General features: G+C 39.8%; 16 protein-coding genes. 10 read left to right on the top strand and 6 right to left on the bottom strand.

The window, feature by feature from the left end:
- Position 1: 1 nt before the first annotated feature.
- Positions 2 to 1,114, top strand: a complete 1,113-nt coding sequence (locus tag DI060_RS10745; protein WP_108976501.1) for a response regulator — start codon at positions 2 to 4, stop codon at positions 1,112 to 1,114.
- On the opposite strand, the gene DI060_RS10740 is transcribed toward DI060_RS10745, so the two are convergent.
- From DI060_RS10740 to DI060_RS10725, 4 genes are all read right to left on the bottom strand, one after another.
- Positions 1,071 to 2,705, bottom strand: coding sequence for a dolichyl-phosphate-mannose--protein mannosyltransferase (locus tag DI060_RS10740; RefSeq protein ID WP_108976500.1), 1,635 nt, complete (start codon positions 2,703 to 2,705; stop codon positions 1,071 to 1,073). The two genes, DI060_RS10745 and DI060_RS10740, sit on opposite strands and share 44 nt — an antisense overlap.
- Entirely contained in the window at positions 2,702 to 4,435 is a 1,734-nt protein-coding gene (locus DI060_RS10735) for a hypothetical protein (RefSeq protein ID WP_108976499.1), read from the bottom strand. Before DI060_RS10735 ends, DI060_RS10740 begins: the two co-directional genes overlap by 4 nt.
- A gap of 89 nt (positions 4,436 to 4,524) precedes the next feature.
- Entirely contained in the window at positions 4,525 to 5,004 is a 480-nt protein-coding gene (locus DI060_RS10730; protein WP_108976498.1) for a putative lipoprotein, read from the bottom strand.
- A 66-nt stretch (positions 5,005 to 5,070) separates the two neighbouring features.
- Positions 5,071 to 6,966 (bottom strand): glycoside hydrolase family 36 protein, encoded by a 1,896-nt coding sequence (locus tag DI060_RS10725; protein ID WP_108976497.1) that lies wholly within the window; start codon positions 6,964 to 6,966, stop codon positions 5,071 to 5,073.
- Positions 6,967 to 7,018: 52 nt separating this feature from the next.
- Between DI060_RS10725 and DI060_RS10720 the strand changes: the two genes are divergently transcribed.
- The 6 genes from DI060_RS10720 to DI060_RS10695 all read left to right on the top strand — a co-directional run bounded on the left by DI060_RS10720 (position 7,019) and on the right by DI060_RS10695 (position 13,528).
- Entirely contained in the window at positions 7,019 to 7,657 is a 639-nt protein-coding gene (locus DI060_RS10720) for a ribonuclease D (RefSeq protein ID WP_108976496.1), read from the top strand.
- Between the two features lie 8 nt (positions 7,658 to 7,665).
- Complete coding sequence (radA, locus tag DI060_RS10715; RefSeq protein WP_108976495.1) at positions 7,666 to 9,045, top strand: DNA repair protein RadA; 1,380 nt, start codon at positions 7,666 to 7,668, stop codon at positions 9,043 to 9,045.
- Between the two features lie 151 nt (positions 9,046 to 9,196).
- Positions 9,197 to 10,309 (top strand): lipase family alpha/beta hydrolase, encoded by a 1,113-nt coding sequence (locus tag DI060_RS10710; protein WP_108976494.1) that lies wholly within the window; start codon positions 9,197 to 9,199, stop codon positions 10,307 to 10,309.
- Positions 10,310 to 10,365: 56 nt separating this feature from the next.
- On the top strand, positions 10,366 to 11,403 hold the full coding sequence (locus tag DI060_RS10705) for a hypothetical protein (protein WP_108976493.1): 1,038 nt from the start codon (positions 10,366 to 10,368) through the stop codon (positions 11,401 to 11,403).
- 110 nt (positions 11,404 to 11,513) lie between these two features.
- On the top strand, positions 11,514 to 12,425 hold the full coding sequence (locus DI060_RS10700) for a lipase family alpha/beta hydrolase (RefSeq protein ID WP_108976492.1): 912 nt from the start codon (positions 11,514 to 11,516) through the stop codon (positions 12,423 to 12,425).
- A gap of 71 nt (positions 12,426 to 12,496) precedes the next feature.
- Positions 12,497 to 13,528 (top strand): lipase chaperone, encoded by a 1,032-nt coding sequence (locus tag DI060_RS10695; protein WP_244594363.1) that lies wholly within the window; start codon positions 12,497 to 12,499, stop codon positions 13,526 to 13,528.
- A gap of 4 nt (positions 13,529 to 13,532) precedes the next feature.
- Here DI060_RS10695 and DI060_RS10690 read toward each other — a convergent pair whose 3' ends face one another.
- The gene (locus DI060_RS10690; RefSeq protein WP_244594362.1) at positions 13,533 to 14,600 is read right to left on the bottom strand and encodes a putative glycoside hydrolase; all 1,068 of its coding nucleotides are present in this window, start codon (positions 14,598 to 14,600) and stop codon (positions 13,533 to 13,535) included.
- Here DI060_RS10690 and DI060_RS10685 point away from each other — a divergent pair.
- The 3 genes from DI060_RS10685 to DI060_RS10675 are packed head-to-tail and all read left to right on the top strand — an operon-like array spanning position 14,599 to position 17,813.
- Entirely contained in the window at positions 14,599 to 15,162 is a 564-nt protein-coding gene (locus tag DI060_RS10685; RefSeq protein WP_108976491.1) for a hypothetical protein, read from the top strand. The genes DI060_RS10690 and DI060_RS10685 overlap by 2 nt on opposite strands.
- 1 nt (position 15,163) lies before the next feature.
- Positions 15,164 to 16,105, top strand: coding sequence for a histone deacetylase family protein (locus DI060_RS10680; protein ID WP_108976490.1), 942 nt, complete (start codon positions 15,164 to 15,166; stop codon positions 16,103 to 16,105).
- Positions 16,077 to 17,813 (top strand): DUF7840 domain-containing protein, encoded by a 1,737-nt coding sequence (locus tag DI060_RS10675; RefSeq protein WP_108976489.1) that lies wholly within the window; start codon positions 16,077 to 16,079, stop codon positions 17,811 to 17,813. The genes DI060_RS10680 and DI060_RS10675 overlap by 29 nt, the downstream gene beginning before the upstream one ends.
- Here DI060_RS10675 and DI060_RS10670 read toward each other — a convergent pair.
- Positions 17,794 to 19,074 carry an esterase/lipase family protein gene (locus tag DI060_RS10670; protein WP_108976488.1) on the bottom strand — a complete coding sequence of 427 codons (1,281 nt, stop codon included), beginning with the start codon at positions 19,072 to 19,074 and terminating at the stop codon, positions 17,794 to 17,796. The genes DI060_RS10675 and DI060_RS10670 overlap by 20 nt on opposite strands.
- Between the last annotated feature and the right edge of the window lie 57 nt (positions 19,075 to 19,131).

Below are 19,131 nucleotides of genomic sequence, written 5' to 3'. Positions count from 1 at the left end.
AATGAGCGAATACACCTTCAAACCTGAAATTCTGATCATAGATGACGATTCTGAAATTTGTGAAACGTTGGAAGTGATCTTGAATGGGTTAGGGTATTTTGTTCGATATTTTACAAATCCTAGCCAGGGTCTTGAATACTTTGAAAGAGAGAGAAATCCCATCATTTTTCTAGATATTCATATGCCAAGTTTCTCAGGACTAGATTTATTACCCAAAATTAAATCTATAGATGAAAAAACCCAGGTATTGATGATAACAGGTGAGCGAGACATTCAATCTTTCGTTTCCTCACTCTATCATCGAGCTACAGATTTTATTTTAAAGCCCTTTGATTTAGTCGGTGTGGAATCTGCCTTAAAACGAGCGATCCATTTTTATACTCTCTACAAAGATAAAGCCATTCAAGAAGAGGCAATCTTTAGAGATATGAAACTTGCAAGTCGTATCCAACAGAAATCCATGACTGTTCCTGCATCAATTGAGAAGTTATCCGCTGAGATCATTCCTCTCAGTTATGTTTCAGGCGATTTTTTTCAAATCCTATCACTTGAGAATAATTGTAGTTTGGTGTTAATGGCAGATATTGAAGGCCATGGAGTAACTTCCGCCTTGATTGCTATTCTCATGACGACTATACACAAAGAAATTTCGAAATCTGCATTTGTCAGTACGGCGCATATCTTGCAGCGTCTAAATTTAGAATTATGCAAAGAAATTGGCACTCATAGTATGACTGCTATTAGTTTGCTTGTGGACCATAAAAACTTCAAGATCAAGTATTCAAGAGGAGGACATCCTTTCCCTTTGGTATTTAAAAGAGAATCAATAGAAGTTCTTCCTTTGCATCAGAATGTAGGGCAAATTCTGGGCATTCTGGAAACAGCAAATTTTATTGAATCGGAATTAGAAGTTGAAGCAGGTGATGTATTGCTCATGTATACCGATGGACTCTTAGGTTCCAGTGCCCATCCTTTGATCCAAACCTTGTCTAGATTGCCCTCTGGTCCAAACAGATACTTTCTCATGAAAAAAGAAATCAATGATTATATCTCTTACTTAAAATCATCAACTAAACTCCAAGATGACATAGCTTATGTTCTTTTAGAGATTTAATGTATTTGGTATTGCCGTCTGTGGCTCTGTAGAGAAATCCTTTGATCCAAGTTTTATCCTTAAGCTTCCCTTCCTGGCTTGAGGATTGAAACTCTTTTCGTAAAGTTTGGAGTTCTTTCTTTAGATTTTCCTTCTCGTTAAAATCACACATTAAACTTGTAATGCGGTCTGCTTTATAAAGAAAGAAGTCAGTCTTTGCATAAAACTTCTTTTGTGAAGATGGTAAAGAATTTACTTTTTCTTGGTTTTCAGCCACATACAGTGTCACTAAATTTTCTGTAATCCGAACCATTGCTTCCGATTCCGGATTGGTTTCGGAGAGTTTTTTCGCATGAAAAATCTGCATTATAAGACAGAAAACCAAAAGCGGAAATACTTGGTAGGTTACATTTGGATATTCTAATAAAGCAAGGTAGCCTAAGAATGCCAATGGTATCCAATAAAATCCTGTCATATCCCAATCTCCAGGAAAACCTAACATAGGATTGATAAAAAATCCATTGAGTAAAAAAGAGAGAAAGGCTACAAAAAGAAAGGCATTTTCGCGACGCGATATCCAAGTCTTGAATATTTTTTTATCATAAAGAAAGAAATACAATAGTACAAAAATTGCTGGTTTGGAATTCCACCAAAGTACGGAGAGTACTTCTTTGAAATGATTGATAGAAATCAATCGTTTCAAAGGGTAGAGTGGTGGATGTAATAAATGACTACTTTGTCTATCTACATTTGGATCATGAATAAAAAGTAGATAGACAAATCCGATTGCAATAATCCCGAAACCAAGTGCTGAGAATTGGAACAAATCTTTAACTTTTCTCTCTCTTGGAGATTCCTTGTACCAAAGGTAACCTAAGAGGACTGCAAGAAATCCAGTGACCAAATGGAAAAAAATTCCAATCGTTACGAGAATAGTTGCAGATAACAATAATTTTTTGGAGGAAATCTCTCCTTCAATCATTTTGCGAAGGTAGATGAGTAGAAAAAAGATATATAAACTCAAATAACTATAGTTTTCTGCATAACCAAAAAAAACGAGATAACCACCAGAGCCAAAAAATATTAGCTTAGGAAAGAAATCATCTTGGTTGGATTTATATTTTGGTAAGTACCAACCGACCAGGGCTAAAAAGAATATCCCCGCGGTGTAAGAAATGAGTTGGTAACTCAATCTGATATCAAATAGGATACCTGAATAATTTAGAAGATGGTAAGCTAGGCTATGGAGACTTGTTTCAATGATTTCATCTAATGCAATTTGTAGGCCAAATAACTTTGTTTCTAATAGATTTGTTTCGAATAAAATTAATCCATCACCCCATGAAAGATTTCGAAATGGATAGAGCAATGTGATCGTAAATAATAAGAATAAAATAAAAACCATCAGTCGACTGGCAGTCTTATTCCATGATAGTAGCGTATTCCAAATCGACCTTTGGAAATAAAAGACAAAGGTTTGGATCGTGATAAATACAAGTGCGGTTGCAACAACTTGTTCTGTCGGTAGGATAGAAAACCAAGAATCCTTTGCGAAAAATGCCAATGCAATCGAAATGAGATAAGGACTCAGCAAACAGAAAAAAAGTTTCATATATTAGGCTCCGAAGTATACTGGATAGGTAGATCTTTTTTGGTTACATAGGGGAAATATCCCTTTCGTATATTCAAAAAAAACAATTCTGGAAAGCTAAAAAGGACACTTTGTACGCCTCTTTCCAGGCGTTTGCCCTTATCAAAAGGCGCATACCCTATCCCTATCGTGCTAGTCATAAGGGAGTAAGCCAGATTGGCAGATCCAAAAATGGGTCTAAACAAAATTGTATTGTCGGTAAAAAAAAGAAAGTCTTGGTCATATGGATTGCTTTTATATATTTCTGAGAAAAATCTCATCTCTTCTGTCCACTCAGTTTGCCAAGGTTTGTCCATCTGCTCTAATTTTAACTTTCTAAAGGAAGGATAGAATGCAATGTTCTTTAATTTATATGTTCTCTTAATGGTATCTGCCGCAACAAAAGGGATAAAAGAAAGGCTGTAGAGATTGTTTTTGATTTGAGCACCAAGTATTTTGTTTTCTTCCTCCGTAGACTGGAACATTTTATTTTGCAATGTAAAGATCTCACCTGTACAATTTCTTGTGACCAGATGGTAAGAGTACACTTTCGGAAGGATGTTTTTTAGAAGTAAATAATTCTGATTGTATTTGCTTTTTAAAGTGTCCCACTCTTTTTTTTCATGATTTGGTAGGAAGCGTTTATTGGAAAGTAGAGGAAGTGGGTCGAGTTTGATCAAATCATAAGACTTTCGCATTACAGAGTCAATCTTTGCTATTTCTCGTTCAAATTCGGAGGCAATGAATTCGGAATGATTATTTAAGTAAATGGACTTGGCTCGTAAATAGAGTTCATTTGCTTCTAGTTTTTTCTCCTCTTTGGTATCTTCAGGGATATCAAATATGTCTTCTGGTGAGAAAGTATAATAATACCCAAGTTTTGGTACAAATAGTACGCCTTCAGATAGAGATTTCTGTAGACCTAACATTCGTGTCAATAGAACCGTTTCCTGAAGAGCAGAACAACTGCTTACATTTTGGAGGCAAATATCCAATTCTTTTTCTATGAGAGAGAGCTTTTCTGCCAGTTTGCTTCTCTCCACTGAGGAAAATGATTCCAAAGGGTCAAATTGTATCTTTAGATAAGCTGATTCTATGAGTTCACTTTCATAGACAAAGTACTCTCGTACACTGATCCTCTGTTGGAGAGATTCCCATTCCTCAGCTAATGAGGGTGGACGTGGGAGGGCACTTTTGGTAAGTATAGAGGATTCGGAAATGTTTTCACTCAAGAGGTAAGATTCTAATTTAGAAATTGTGAAAAGATCCTTTTCTTTCTCTTTTAAAACTTCCAAGCCCAGAAGAGCCTTCTCTTTTCTAGGATTGTCATTTTGCAATTGCAGACCGCTTTTCCAATAACCGATTCCAGGAACTTCCCAAGTTTCAGGGGAACCTATTTGGATCTTGTTAAGTTTTTCAAAAAAAAGTACATTTCGTCCGAGATCGTCGCGAATCTCAATCAATCGTTCTTGCTTTACATACGCCTTATCCCAAAACAATTTATACCTTTCACTTTCTTCTGAGGAGAGATCATAGGTAAAGGCAAATACATTGCGATTCTCCCAAACGTTGTATTGAAATTTGAACTGTGACCAGGGGTCTCTATGGATATGAAGGATTTGGTCAGAAAAATTGTATTGGAAGTGATAGACGGTCTCACCGATTCGTACCGCCGTGTGCCCTCCGCTCGCTTGACCGGAGTTTGCGTCCACATAAAGAAAGGATACATTTGTTTGGTTTTTACTTTGGGCGAGGATAAGATCTTCTGCCCAAAGTAAACATAGGCAAAAAGTAAAAAATCTTAATTGGATTTGTATCCTTCCTCAAGATGTTTTGCAATGGATTGATTTTGCAATGCGAGTGTGTCCTTTAATGCTAAGAATTCGGATTCTTTAGCTCCCGCTAGGCGTAGACCTTTTCCGATCCCCACATAGGTTACAGACTGTCCTTGCCAGTTGCTAATTCCATGTTTCATCGCAATGTTTTGTAGCTCTCTCTCCAATTCGGATGCACTTTTAGGCTCCTCATGCAAAAGGACTATGGCGGCTTCGATGTCTTTTTGGTACATCGCTGCTTTTTCTTCTTCTGTTGCTTTGGAGATAGAATCAGAAACAGAAGAAACACTAGTACTCAAAGATTTGAGGAGCGCTGATGTAGAATCCGAGATGGAAAAACCCAATCGGGATAGAGATCCTGAGGCTGTGTCCAGAGAAGCACAGACCATTACAAATCCTGTTAGGAGAAAAGGAAGGGAGAGTCTAAGAAAACGAAACAACTTCATAACTACCTCAAAAGAGAAACTTCCCTTCAATCTAGCTGTACGAAAACGAAGGTCAAGGTTTTTTCTTTAACCAGTCGCAAACACCATCGTAGAATGAGCGGGTACTTGGATTTCGATCTGGTCTTTTTTCTGGGAAAGTTCACAGGAAACTGTTTCACCAGTCCAAAAATCGAAGAAGGGACCTGACGATTTTAGTGCTTTCGGTAAATCCAATCGAATCTTTTTGCTTTGGTCTGTTTCATTCCAAACCCCGAGATAACCTGCAGGATTGTATAGGGCCTCGGGCAAGTCATTTTTGAATATACCCAATGGGATTGGAGTATGCGCTTCACAATCTGCATTGAGCTGAAAGGCTTTTTTCATCAGGGAAAGCCTGTCCTCTTCGAGCTTTGTCAAATCATCGGAAACCAAGAGCATACCACCTGACAGTGCCATAACGGTTGCCATAATTTTTGTTTGGTATTCTTTCATTTTGTTTTGTTTCTTTCGAACTAACAAACAATCAGGATCATTTAACCAAAAGTTTCTATGCATAGATGCTCGCGTTAGGTCGTTGATGAGAGCCGTTCGTGTACACAATGCATTGCGGTCTTTCAATAATCTTCTGCTCAGTTCTGGCTTCCAAAAAGGAGCAACGTCGCAGGATATGCGCATTCCATCAAAGTAACCAACGGAAGGTAACATAGGAGCACCGCATCCAAGAAGAAATGTGTTTTTTCCCACAAATTTCCGTATGAGTGCCAACATTTCCATATAACGGGCTTGAGGTGAAAGTTTTGGATTATAGATTTCTCCGGGTAAGAGTCCAGCGTACAGAAAGTCCAATTTGAGATAAGGATAACCCCATTCCTTGACTATGGTGGTAAATACATTTTCTAAGTATGCTTGGGAGGTGGGGTGAGTGATGTCCAAAGCATAGGTATATCCAGAGCCCCAAAGAGGTTGGTAGAGGGCAGGCACGGGTTTACCTTCATGGTCTTTTAAAACGGCTTCGGGAAACTTTTGGAAAAACTCTGATTTTTTTCTCACCAAAAAAGGTGCTAACCAAATCCCTGGTTTTAGGCCCACCCGTTTGATTTCATCTGCGAGGATGCGCATCCCTCCAGGAAACTTTTCATTTGGATACAACCAATCCCCAATTTCTCTTTGGTAGCCATCATCAATCTGAAAAAATTCAAAAGGGAGATTGAGCTCTCTAACCTTTGCTAAATTGTCTAAGATGATCTTCTGGTCTATTTTGGTGTAATAGTAATACCAAGAACACCATCCTTTCGGGACTTTTTTCGGGAATGGTGAAACACCTAACTGTTTGCCTAAGTCGGCAAAGTAGTTTGCAAGTGTAACTTCTGGGAGCCCAGTGAATGGTTTGATCAATATCTTTGAAATGGAAATTTTATGGTTGGGTCGTAAATCTGGGAGTGAATAGAAATCATAAATTGCATCCACAAATGCAATCTCGCCACTTGGGCTCAATTTCGATTCAAATTTTAAGCCAAACTCGCCTCTGTCCAGTGAGCCAATCAAAGTACCTTTTTGAGAATCACTTTGGTAGAATTGTACAAAATACTCAGACAAGACAAGTCCCTCAACACCTTGGTGATTGCTATAGATATTTTCTTGGGAGTATTGGAGGAATTTGAGGACAGGAGAGCGGTCCAATTCTTTTGGGTTCATCCTTTGAGAAAGTGACCAAGATTGGTAACCATGTCGGAAGATTTGGTAGGCACTTCCTTGTGGAATCTCTGTTAAGCGAAGGTTTAAAAAATCGATTTGAAAGCCAACCTCTGGTCGTGTTGTTTCTTTCCAGATCAATTTTGGTGAAATGACAATTTCTTTTTTTGAGCTACTCGTCTGGGAGAGTGTGAGCTCAAATTTATGGCAGGCGCTTTGGTACACACCTGGTTTCACTTCATAGAAAGGAGAAATGGTGACTTTATCTAAAACTCTGTATTGGATTTTCATGGGAAAATTCTATTTGATGAAATGTTAGGAACCTTTTCCATAGTAGACCAATATGACCCAAAAACGTTCAAGTATAAAACCCATTGTCCACCAAGGCGATCTTTCAGATGAATTTTTCGAAGCATATAAAAAAGATGATCGACTCGCCGTTGACTGCGAGATGATGGGTTTGAATCCTCGCAGGGATCGACTCTGCGTCGTTCAAATATGCGATTCAAAAAATCGCATTGCACTCGTCCAGATATTGCCTGGCCAAAAAGATGCACCAAAACTTCAGAAATTATTTGAATCACCCGAAATCCTAAAAATATTCCACTTTGCAAGAATGGATATGACCTTTCTCAAAGCTCGTCTTGGCATTCAATTGAAACACGTATTCTGTACAAAGATTGCCAGCAAACTGGCGAGGACATATACCGACAAACATGGATTAAAGGAGTTAATCCGAGAGTTTTTTGATGAGACCATAGACAAAAAAAATCAGTCTTCTGATTGGGGTAAAAAAATTCTCTCCAAAGACCAAATCGATTATGCAGGTGCAGATGTGCGGTATCTCATTTCTCTGGAGCAAATCCTTACTGAAATGATGATCCGTGAAAATCGATTCACTCTTGCCGAAAAGTGTTTTGCTTTCTTAGAAACCCAAGTGGATTTAGATCTCCTCGAAGTTCACAACCTCTTCGAACATTAAGCGGTTCCATGAGCAAAAAGGCACCTTCGAAAGTTTTCCGTTGTAAATCCTGTGGAGCAGAGAGCCAAAGATGGGCTGGTAAATGTTCTGTCTGTGGTGAATGGAATAGCATCGAAGAGGTCGTCATCGGTAGCAGTCGGTTTGAAGAAAGGCATTCACCAAAGGAAGATGCCAAATACAGTACACCCATTCCCTTAACCAAAATCGAAGAAAGCCAGATGCAAAGACTGCCTTCTGGTTTCTCGGAATTGGATTTGGTCTTAGGTGGAGGTATTGTTCCTGGAAGCTTAGTTCTCATAGGAGGGGAGCCAGGTGTCGGCAAATCCACTTTGGTCTTGGAGATCGCTCGCTCTTTGAGCCAAACAGGAAAAGTTCTCTATGTCTCGGGCGAAGAATCTGCAAACCAAATCGGAATGCGAGCCAAAAGGATGGGATTGTCCATCCCAGATATCCTCCTCTCCTCTGAAATCTATGCGGAGAACATTGCTAGGATGATTGCTGACATTCGCCCCGCCATTGTCTTTATTGATTCCATCCAAACGATTATGAAAGAGAGTTTGGTCAACCAAGCAGGCTCAGTAACCCAACTGAGAGAGTGTAGCCAAGTCTTCTTGGAAGCAGCAAAACGTACAAATATTCCTATTTTTTTGATTGGGCATATCACAAAGGAAGGAAGCATTGCGGGTCCAAAAGTGTTGGAACATTTAGTAGATACAGTTCTCTACTTTGAAGGGGACAGATTGAACTATTACCGTATGCTTCGTGCTGTGAAGAATCGCTTCGGTGCCGTAGGGGATTCTGCAGTCTTCGAAATGGTTAGGGAGGGTCTTTCCCAAGTGGAGGACAGGCATCGCCTCTTTATCTCTCCCGAATCTGAAGATAGATCAGGTAGTGTTCTCTCTTCGGTTATGGAGGGCTCTCGGCCTATCTCTGTCGAGGTTCAGGCGCTTGTCACCAAATCGGCGTTTGGCCAAGCAAGGCGTATGGCAGAAGGTTTGGACAACCGAAGGGTGATTCTACTCTCTGCTGTGATCGAAAAATACCTCCAAATACCGCTTCTTGAATGTGATATCTTTACCAATCTCGCAGGTGGTTTGAGTATCGATGAACCCAGTTTGGATTTAGCGATTGTCTCCGCCATTGTTTCTTCCTACCAGGATACAAGCATTCCTAGGAGCCAGGGGTTTTTGGGCGAAGTAGGGCTCTCGGGTGAAGTAAGGAGCATAGGGCAAATCAACCTCCGCATCAAGGAGCTTTCTGGCATAGGCATTACCAAATTGTATCTACCGGAAGGGAACCGAAAGGAAGCAGAGGGGTCCTTCCCTGGCCTCGAGCTTTGTGGCTTGCGGCACCTAAGAGAGCTAGATTTACCGAAGAGAAAGAACTAAGGGAGAAAATCCGGCAAGTTTTCCCGCCATTTCTACGTACATGTCCGAAAAGCCTTTTGTGTGGTAAATATAAGTCAAAAAAGCCTCATATTGAACAAAATTAAATTGATTTGTGGCGATATTTGTGTCAAAATTTCCCTTGAGGTGAGTTATGAAACAAATACAAAGGCTCGCGCTACTCTTGTTAGGGACTCTACTATTCGCAAGTTCTTTGCAAGCTGGTGCAAGAAAGACCGTCTACCCTGTGGTATTCGCACACGGATTGTCTGGTTTTGACAATTTGTTAGGTTATTTTTATTTTGGAGACGACAGCGGTGTGTTTGTCGGTGACCCATGCGACGAATTTTTGGAAGTCTCTTGTAATGGAAGCATACATTCAGGTCAAAAAGCCTTGGCGGCCTCTGTGCAACCTTTTCAGTCGTCAGAAGTTCGTGGCACTCAGTTAGCTGATCGCATCCAAAACTATATAACTACCACTGGTGCAACTAAAGTAAACATCATTGGTCACTCCCAAGGCGGACTTGATGCAAGAAAAGCAGCGGCTGTTCTTCGCGCTCGTTACGGTAGACAAGTTGTACATGCATTGATTTCCGTTTCCAGCCCTCATAGGGGATCCCCTGTTGCCAAGTACATTCTCGACTTAAACCCAGGTGTAGTATCTGTGATCAATGCGCTTGCGACTATTTTCGGAAATACAATTTATGGATCAGGAAATGATGGTTATGCGGCAGCAAAACAATTAGTCTACAATGACTATTCATCTACAGATGGTGTAACGACTGGTATGAAAGCCTTCAATACTAATTACAATGTTAATTCATCAAATGCCGCTTATTATGGATCATTGATTACTGCGCAAGAGGGCATCAATGTAAACCCTGCACTCTATTTAGTGAAACAGGCTTTTTATAATATCGATGGTGATGGATATTGTATAGATGACTGTGATAATGATGGCGCTGCAGGGAAAGGTGATGGAAATAAAACTAATAATGACGATGATGGATTGGTCGGAATCAACTCTCAACAGATGGGAGATCGTCTTCAATACAATGAGAACCTTTTTTCATTGGATTCCATCTCAGTAAACTCAAGTTTGGGATATGTAAGCAATCTCAATGCACCAAGTTCTGCGCAGATGACTTCAAAGGCATCGGTGATTAGCCAAGACCATTTAGATGTGGTGGGGATACCTCCAGATACCTTCGATGAGAACGAGTTTTATGCAGCAATTCTTGACTTTATTGTCAGTAAAGGCGGTTAAAATTTTTAATTTGAGACGGATGTAAGTCCGTCTCTTTTGTCCTATAATTTATTCCAATGTTCCAATCAAAAAAAAGAATCTATATCATTTTAGTTTTAGCAGCCTGCATTTTTTTAGGACTGTATTATTCTCTGCGTAATAAAGATAAAACGGAAGAGAGATTTCGAGAGCTCTCTAAAAAACAAAGAATTTATGAAAAACGAGACTTGGGAGACTTGCCAGAAAACTATGATCAATTTTCATTTAGCGAATTTTCTGACGAACAAATAGCTAAGATTTTACAAGAAAAATATGGTAAGAACATAGACAATCCAAGGGTGCAATTTGCACTGTTGGAGGAATTGATGAAAGAATTACCAAAACTCTACCCTGACCGTTGGGTAGAAAAATTGAATGAGATTTTACAATTAGCATTCCCAGAAAAAGCAATGGAATTGTTCCGTCTTTCTGAAAAAATGTATTCGTATAATGTCTTTCGAGAAAAGAATATGATCCGCCTTGGTATGATGTCGGAAGCCGATCGTAGAAAAGAAGTTTGGAAAGAAAGATATCGACTCTTCGGGGAAAAGGCTGATGAAATCTGGGCTATCGAGAAAAAAATGCAGAATGTCTCTGATGCTCTCCAAAGAATCCAAGAGAGTCCTCCAGGTAATATTGATGCCAAACTATCTTCATTCAAATCAACCCTGAAAGAAAACTTTGGAAAGGAGCTTCCACAAGTCTTAGCAAAAAGGCAACAAACTCTTACCGAAGGATTTGTACAATCTGTCCAAAAAGATCTTAAGATAATGTCCTTTGCTGAGAGAAAATCTACCTTACGTGATATCCGAGAGGCAATGGGGATGGACCAGGCTGCATTGAATCGATGGGATGCCTTGGAAGATGAGCGAGAACAAAAATGGAAGAATTTAGAAACCTACCGCAATCTTAGGAGCAAACTCCTTGGCGGAAAGACAACACTCAGCCCAGAGAAAGAGAAAGAGCTGGAAGGTCTTCGAACCAAGCTATTCGGCGAGGAGGCTGAGATCATCCGCAACGAAGAGGCCTCCGGCTACTACCGAACTTTAGAAGAGCGCACTTTTGGCATAAATTGAACACAATTCAGTAAAAAAACTTCCATTTGGATTAATTTTTGGGGAAATGCCTTGACGATCGCTCAAATACTGACATAAATATGGCATTCGAAAGAAATTAGGATGCCTATATGAAAAAGAAACTATTGAGCGGAATCGTGAGTTTATTCCTGTTAGCCCCCGCAACAGGCTTGTTTGCTGGTCCTCTAGACGGACAGTGCATTGCACTTGTGCATGGGATTTTGGGCTTTGATGACACCAAAGGCCTTGCTGGTGGATTGGTAAAGTATTGGGGAGGGCTCGATAGCTACCTCCGTTCCCAAGGTGCGAAGGTGACAACTCCTGGAAGTTCTGCGACCAACAGCATCCCTGTGCGTGCACAACAAATCCAATCGGCAGTCAATTCATGGATGGCTTCCAATGGTTGTACGAAAGTCCAATTGGTTGGCCACTCGCAAGGTGGACTTGTCATTCGGTATATGGTTTCTAACCTCGGCTTTGCCTCTAAAACCGCCACCATTACAACTGTAAATTCACTCCATAGAGGAGCACCTATGGCAGATATCGTGTTAGCTGTGATACCAGGTTGGTTACAGCCATTCGCAAACTCTGCACTTAGTTTATTGGCAAAATTGGTCTACCGCGATGGGCGTCCCCAAGATGTGATCGCTATGGGAAGATCTCTCACTGTTAGTTATGTAAATACTTTCAACTCTTCTTCACCCAATGTCTCTGGCAAAAAGTACTATTCCTACGGCAGCGCCATGGCATGGGCGGACCTCATCCAACACCCTCTCATGGCATTGACTCACCCTATCACTTGGGCTGGAGGTTTATTCTATGGACTGGGCGGAACCAATGATGGTGTGGTACCTCTTACTTCTCAAAGATGGGGAACTTATAAGGGCGAAGCAAATGGATATTGGTATGCGACTGGGATAGACCATTTGCAAGCGACAAACTTCGAATGGAGTGGCCAAGGCTTCTTCGATGTAACAGGTTGGTATTTAAATATAGCAAGAAACGCGCAAGCGGGATTGTAAACTTTTCTCTTTTCTAAATTACAAGAAAGGGTTGTGCGATTTGAACGCATGACCCTTTTTTATTCTATACCATGTCAAAACAAAAGATTTTATTCTATTCGGTACTTGGAATTTGTTTCTTACTAACAGCCTTTTTTCTTTTTACACAGCTTTCCAAAAATGATCCTTCGGACACGGCAAGGTCTATGCACCCCGAAAATGAAGATTTACAACAAAATGCGAACTTACAGCCTTTAGGTGATCAATCGCAATTTTGGGATGCTGCACTTTCTCCATTTCGTGAGGATTCACCAAAATCCTATCTTGAAATCATTGAAGATCTCAAAACTGGTAAAATCAATTTTGTCTGGGAACTTTGGGCTCTGCGAAGAAAGTGTGATGCTGGTTATACGGCAGAACAATGTAATCAAACTATACTTACATACATAGACCAAACCTATGAATCTCCTGGACGTGAAAAGTTGAGAGATTTATTTGAGAGTTATTTCCGCTATGAAGAAGGCATCCGAAAATTAGATCTCTCAGGGGAGTCGAAGTTTGAAGATAGATATGAAATTTTAAAAAACAAACGTAGGGAGATCATGGGAGATGAGAAATCTGATCTCGTCTTTGGTATGGAAGAATCCCAGGTACAATTTTTAGAAGGTTCAGCAAATTTTATCCAAAGCAGTAAAAACATGAATCCCGAAGAAAGGGTCAAAAAATTCGATACTTTAAAACGTAAGACATATGGTTCCTATTATGATTCTATCGTGAGTAGAGAGGACAAATTTGACCACTACCAAACCGAAATTGGTTTGAGAGAGAGGGAATTTGCGGGACTAAATGCAGAGGAAAAAGAGAAAAAATTAACAGCTTTAGATATTAAATACTTTGGAAAGGAACGTGCCTCAGAACTGGCAAAAATACGCAAAGAAGAATCCGAACAAGCTGAACGTATCTCCAATTATGAAAAACAAGAGAAAGAATTTCTGCGTTTAAATCCAAACCTTTCTGATAAAGATAAGGAAAAAAAATTAAAAGAATTGCGAGTGAAAGCCTTTGGGGAGGAAGAAGCCGAGGCTTATGAAAGAAGAAAGATGTTGGAAGAAGCCTCTGAATGAGGCTTTACTTTTTCTTTTTTTCGTTTTGGTAAGCAGTATATGCAGTAAGGGTATCATAATAATCATTTCCTGCATTCCAAACGATAAATCCGTGGCCTTTCGATTCCCAGGCGCCTAACATTTGCACTTTGATATAATCCTGATAGCTGAGTCGACTAGGCCCTATCATCATCTTGAATCCCTGTACCCATGCGAGTGCTCGTGTGCCTTTTTTTGCTCTTTCAACGGTAAAGTCCAAGCCATCTTTTATCGTTCCATATGGATCTGAGACTCTTTTGGTTAGGCCATAAAAATGGGATGGATACAACATCGGATAAAGTGCATTCAGTTCCTCACTAAATGGCTCTACCTTTTGACCAATGATATCATTTTCTATAAAAGGCACTCGACCAAAAATATCTGCGGACCAGATGACAGATGGTCCACATACATCTTTTGTTTTCTCTTTGTGGTCTCGTATTATATTTAAAATACTCTCGTATCGTTTTTCATAAGGCATCGTGAAGTTTGTTCCACCATCCGCATAACGAATGTAATCTAATTGTATTTCAGGAAACCCAAGTTCGCATGCCGTACGGATTGCTTTTTGGATAGAACGCATTCTGTCGGGGCTCGGAGCTTTGTCTACCAGTCCACCCTCAAAATTGACCACTCTTGCAATTGGATAAATGCCACGTTTGCGAATGTCCGCAATCTGTTCCGCTGAGGGAGGAAATGGTTGGATGTCAATGACTGCTGCATTCATCCCAACATCCTGCATCGATTGGAAGAGAGTGTTCCAAAATTTTGGGTTGCGGATCGTCTTTGTATTGATGTAGAGCCCTTCTATAAATTCAGGCATCGAACCAGCTTGTGAGATTGTGGATCGGCCCGATTCACTCCTTTGTGATGAACTCGTTTGGCATTCTGAGAAACCGACGAGAAAGATCATTCCCAATGACAAAGACTTTAAAAATGAAAGCATGAAAATCCCTCTTTTTGGATAGACTTCAAAAATCATCTGATAAATCCAATCGATTCGATTGACGATTCTAAAAAATCCTGATTCATTGGAAGGGAAAGGAACGTTCATGATCGATATTTCTCCAGATTTTGCCTTAAAGTCCATTGGTCGGTTTGATGATAGCTTAGTACGGCTGAGCCAATTTAGAGAGCGAGTTCTTTCGCTGACCAATCTTTATAAAGAATTGGCAACTAGTTATTTGAATTCTTTGGGGGACGACGCAAAGATCACAGGGCAGGAGAAAACAAAACTCATCGATTTACTCGAGAAAATCTTAACCCTTGTGTCCATGATGAGAAAACTTGATTTCTTGCCGGAACAATCCCTTGTCAGTCTTGAAAAAGAAAAAGGACTCTTTCGAGTCCAGATCAGATACATGGAAGGCAATGGTTGGGAGTTGAGTGGGAGTTTAGACCCGGAGTATAAGATTCGGATTTCTGATTTTAAAACGTGGTTTAACACTATTTTGGCGGATAAAATGCGGAGTTTTTTAACCGAAGTAGGAAATGCCTCTCTTGATAAAGAGATCAGTCCTGCCGAAAAAATTGAAATTGGCAAATCACTGGATCAAATTGCGATTGAGATCATTGAGATGATCATCTATGTAGAGAGGATTATGAAATTCCAGTAATATGGCAAAGACACTGATTGCGTACAGACCAGAGTTTCTTCTGCATGATACTGGTTCTGGTCATCCAGAAACGAGTAAGCGTTTGGATTCAATTGTCAATCAATTGCAGAAGTTATCAAATGATCATATTATTTGGGAAACAAAATTTAAATCTGCCTCCCAAGAGCAGATATCACTTATTCATGATGTACGGTATGTGCGCTCTGTCCAAGAGATCTGTGAGACAAACAAAAATGGTTATTTTGATGGGGATACTCCCTTTTCCTCCCAATCGTATTTTGCCGCAAGTTTAGCAGTTGGTGCAGGTATCCACATAGCCGATTCTATTCTTAGCAACCAAGCCAAAAATGGGATCGCGCTGGTAAGGCCACCGGGTCATCATGCAGAGTCCAGCCATGCGATGGGTTTTTGTCTTTTTAATAACATCGCAATCACAGCTAAGTACTTACAAACCCAAGGAATCAAAAAAATCCTGATCCTAGATTGGGATGTTCACCACGGGAACGGCACACAACATCAGTTTTACGATGATCCATCTGTCTATTTCATTTCCTTACACCAATATCCTTTTTATCCAGGAACTGGATCCTCTGAGGAAAGAGGCAGTGGCGATGGTTTTGGATTTACTTTGAATTTGCCATTGCCTAGAAATTCAAACGAATTAGATTATTGGAAAGTTTGGCCTTTGGTGCAAAAAGAGATGGAGATCTTCCAACCAGAATTCATTCTAGTGTCTGCTGGTTTTGATGCACATAAAGCAGATCCTTTGGGTGGAATGAATTTAGAAACTCGAGCATTTTCACAGTTAACACAATTGATTTTAAAAGAAGCAAATTTATATGCAAAAGGGAGGCTCATTTCATTTTTGGAAGGAGGGTATCATTTTGAGGCATTAGCCGACTCTGTTACAACTCATGTGGAAACGCTTTCCGACTTTCTCTAAGAATAGTAAAATTATTCTTCTATTTCTTTTTTCTTACTCCTCTCCCTACTTATCCCAATCCATCATCCAACTTCCAACAGACGATGCATATGAGGATGAGAGAACCAATATCAGCCCTCTCCCGAAAAAGAATATAGAAAAAAAAATTCAATTTTATGATCTCTATGAACCCAAAGAGAAAACGGAAAGAGAAGTTTTAAAACAAGCCATAGAGTATTCCGAATCCCATCTGCTTTATAGAGAAGCACATTGGGAGAATTTACTTTTTTGGAAAAAATCTTGGATATGGTCTTCTTACTCTCTAATTGAAAATGAAGGATATTTTCTTTCAAAAGATGGTTTTTCAAAACCACGGTTGGAAATGATGGCTAGCCTTAGAGCTGGCTTTTTACCAGCGTCTTTACAAGATGAGCATCCAATCTGTCGATTTCCAGAGCGGTATACCTGGTTCAAAAACCATATTCCGAATCTTTCTTTTCCTAAAGTACAATGTGTTCGATTTTTAAATTGGAAAGAACGAGCAAATTTTTTGCAATTTCAGTATATCTATTTAGAACCTAATTTCGCAGAGTTCGATCATATCGTCGGTGATTTTTTTCTATCTGTAACGAGCGAAAAGGAGAAAGGGGAAATTCCAAAAGAAAACCCTGGGGAGCCGAAAGAGAGCTTATACCTTAGGCATGTATTTACAAGTCCGCAAAGGGAAAAGGATATTCCGAAGCAATCGTTTGCCACTTCTATGTTTATCTATCCCCTTACACTCCAAGAAGGTGAAAAAGATCGCCTAATTCGCATACTATGGGATTTAAATGGAGTAGAAAGATTGTCAGTATGGCATTCCCAATCGAATGCCCTGTTCCATCTCTATCTTATGGAATTGGTTCGAAAGGGGACACAGTTTGGACCCATTCAGCTTCCGATTGATTCACTAAAGCAGATAAATAAAAAAGAACTGCTTTTGACAGGTCGGGAAGAAAGAACCACAAATACCAAGCAAAGAACTGATGAGAACCAACCAAGTATTCTCTCTGAAAATCCAATCGATATGCACGGCAAGTACAGAGCAAAACTTTCTTATGGATCTTCAAACTTAGGTAGTTTTTCCGAAATCTCATTTCGTTTTGGACTTCATGATTTGCTAAATAGCAAGAAAGCTTATCCCAAAGACTCGGAATTACAAATTTTAAATCTTGATCTCCGAAGATACGCAGATGGTAGGGCTGAGTTGAGTGCATTCCAAGTACTTCGTTATGTAAATGTTAGGCCCTTTAGTCTAAAAGACAGAAATTTTTCAGAGGCTTTTCAACTGGGAACAGAATCCATATACTTTAGAGATTCCTCTCGCAGGATTTCCGTAGGAAATGCGGACTACCTTTTGGGTTTGAGTTTTGGAAAAGAAGTGCCTGATTCTTTTTACTTAGGAAAGATATCCATGTTAGCTGGAGGAAAGGTTCAGTCCCACCCAGAGTTTCGACATGGCCTGAGATATGGTCCCCAGGCAGGTATCCTATATATTTGGGAGTTGGGTTCTTTTAAACTCCTAGTCCAGTCATTTTATACCTATGCTAGGGTATCCAAGAATGAGGATCATTTTGAAAATTCCTTACAATTTAGGTATGCTATTTCCGAAGCACTGGAAATCAGAGCGGAAGCCAAATCAAACATTGCTTATCAGGAAAATCTTTTTTCTATCCATTATCTGTTTTAGCTTCATAAATCGTATGCAACCAGGAAAAAAGTTTCTTGGAGTTTAGAATAGAGAAATGATTTGCCTTTTCAATTTCAAGTGTACGGATAGATGGGTTTATTTTTTTTGCGTAAACTTTTTCTGTTAGATAACGTAAACTCGACCTTTCCACAATGCCATCGCCTAGAAAATTTTGGATAGGATTTTTAATATCGTCCATTAATGCATAGGCTTCATAGACGTCATGGTCATCCAATTCGCCATGGTAGGTATCTTCAAAGTAGCGGGTAATAGGAGTTAAGATACCACCTGGTTCTTCTTTGATTAGACCAAAAGAAAGGTCCTTGATGGCATCACTGCGCAGGTTGCCAACGATACCGATCAGTTTTAAGGCCAGGACAGGAGATCTTTCCAAAATCAATCCCAACCAAAAGCCTATCTTTTCTAAATAAGATCCTCGATTCGGAGTTGCAATGGAAGTGATTTTCTGAAAATTTTTACGCCACTCTTTGTTTTCCAGTTTTGCATAAAAAAGGCAACTTCGAAAAACGAGTCCTCCTAAACTATAACAGATAACATGTGGACGTAGGTCGGGCATCTCTTGGAAGAGAATATCCAGTAGGTGCATGAGTCTTTTCCCATTTTCATGAATCGGTAGACCATGGTTAAATCTCAAAAAAATGGACTGGTAGCCTTTCGCCTCTAGCTCAGTCGCGATCCCTCTTGATCGAATCTTTTTCTTTTTATACGGAATCCATTTTTCTAACCAGACTGTCTCATCGGTGAATAGACCAGGAACATAGAGGACGACTTCCTTTTGAGTGGATGATTTGATTTGAGAAACTAACTCATGTATGCTGATGTCTTCACCAAGTTTGCGAAAACTCATGTCAATCTTTGTGAGTTTAAATCTTTGGTTGTGTGAACTACCCAATATGCTTGAAATCACCCTATTGTCAAAGATCAATTGTTCGCCTTTTTTTCCGAGTGCATTGACTGCATGCATGGCTTGTTCGAATTGAGCATTTGTATCCGAGATCACGGAACCCAGGGTTTCCTTTGTCTTTTCGCCCGTCTCTCGTATCGAGATGCCAGCTTTTTTTAAGGCCTCTCTCCACTCTGGTTTGTACAAGAATGCATTCGAAAGAAGCTGAAGGCCTTCACTAGTTCCCTGTAAGCTGCCTGAAACAAGTATTTGAACCCCTCTTAAAACAGAATCCGTGGACTTTTGGGAAAATTGAAGAGCTTTGCCTAGAAAAGAATGAACAATGATTTGGATCACAGGGAAAGTTTACCTGAAATTTCTCAATAAAACAGTGTTTATTTTGGAGGTGAGGGA

It is taken from the genome of Leptospira ryugenii (genome assembly GCF_003114855.1).
Lineage (GTDB): Bacteria > Spirochaetota > Leptospiria > Leptospirales > Leptospiraceae > Leptospira_A > Leptospira_A ryugenii.
Note: the sequence above shows the minus strand (reverse complement) of the source record. Positions and strands in the feature narration are given on the sequence as shown.

Excerpts from the sequence above, each read along its gene's own strand:
- DI060_RS10745 (WP_108976501.1), top strand. The coding sequence starts at position 2 with ATGAGCGAATACACCTTCAAACCTGAAATTCTGATCATAGATGACGAT.
- DI060_RS10740 (WP_108976500.1), bottom strand. The coding sequence starts at position 2,705 with ATGAAACTTTTTTTCTGTTTGCTGAGTCCTTATCTCATTTCGATTGCA.
- DI060_RS10730 (WP_108976498.1), bottom strand. The coding sequence starts at position 5,004 with ATGAAGTTGTTTCGTTTTCTTAGACTCTCCCTTCCTTTTCTCCTAACA.
- DI060_RS10725 (WP_108976497.1), bottom strand. The coding sequence starts at position 6,966 with ATGAAAATCCAATACAGAGTTTTAGATAAAGTCACCATTTCTCCTTTC.
- DI060_RS10720 (WP_108976496.1), top strand. The coding sequence starts at position 7,019 with ATGACCCAAAAACGTTCAAGTATAAAACCCATTGTCCACCAAGGCGAT.
- radA (WP_108976495.1), top strand. The coding sequence starts at position 7,666 with ATGAGCAAAAAGGCACCTTCGAAAGTTTTCCGTTGTAAATCCTGTGGA.
- DI060_RS10710 (WP_108976494.1), top strand. The coding sequence starts at position 9,197 with ATGAAACAAATACAAAGGCTCGCGCTACTCTTGTTAGGGACTCTACTA.
- DI060_RS10705 (WP_108976493.1), top strand. The coding sequence starts at position 10,366 with ATGTTCCAATCAAAAAAAAGAATCTATATCATTTTAGTTTTAGCAGCC.
- DI060_RS10700 (WP_108976492.1), top strand. The coding sequence starts at position 11,514 with ATGAAAAAGAAACTATTGAGCGGAATCGTGAGTTTATTCCTGTTAGCC.
- DI060_RS10695 (WP_244594363.1), top strand. The coding sequence starts at position 12,497 with ATGTCAAAACAAAAGATTTTATTCTATTCGGTACTTGGAATTTGTTTC.
- DI060_RS10685 (WP_108976491.1), top strand. The coding sequence starts at position 14,599 with ATGATCGATATTTCTCCAGATTTTGCCTTAAAGTCCATTGGTCGGTTT.
- DI060_RS10690 (WP_244594362.1), bottom strand. The coding sequence starts at position 14,600 with ATGAACGTTCCTTTCCCTTCCAATGAATCAGGATTTTTTAGAATCGTC.
- DI060_RS10680 (WP_108976490.1), top strand. The coding sequence starts at position 15,164 with ATGGCAAAGACACTGATTGCGTACAGACCAGAGTTTCTTCTGCATGAT.
- DI060_RS10675 (WP_108976489.1), top strand. The coding sequence starts at position 16,077 with ATGTGGAAACGCTTTCCGACTTTCTCTAAGAATAGTAAAATTATTCTT.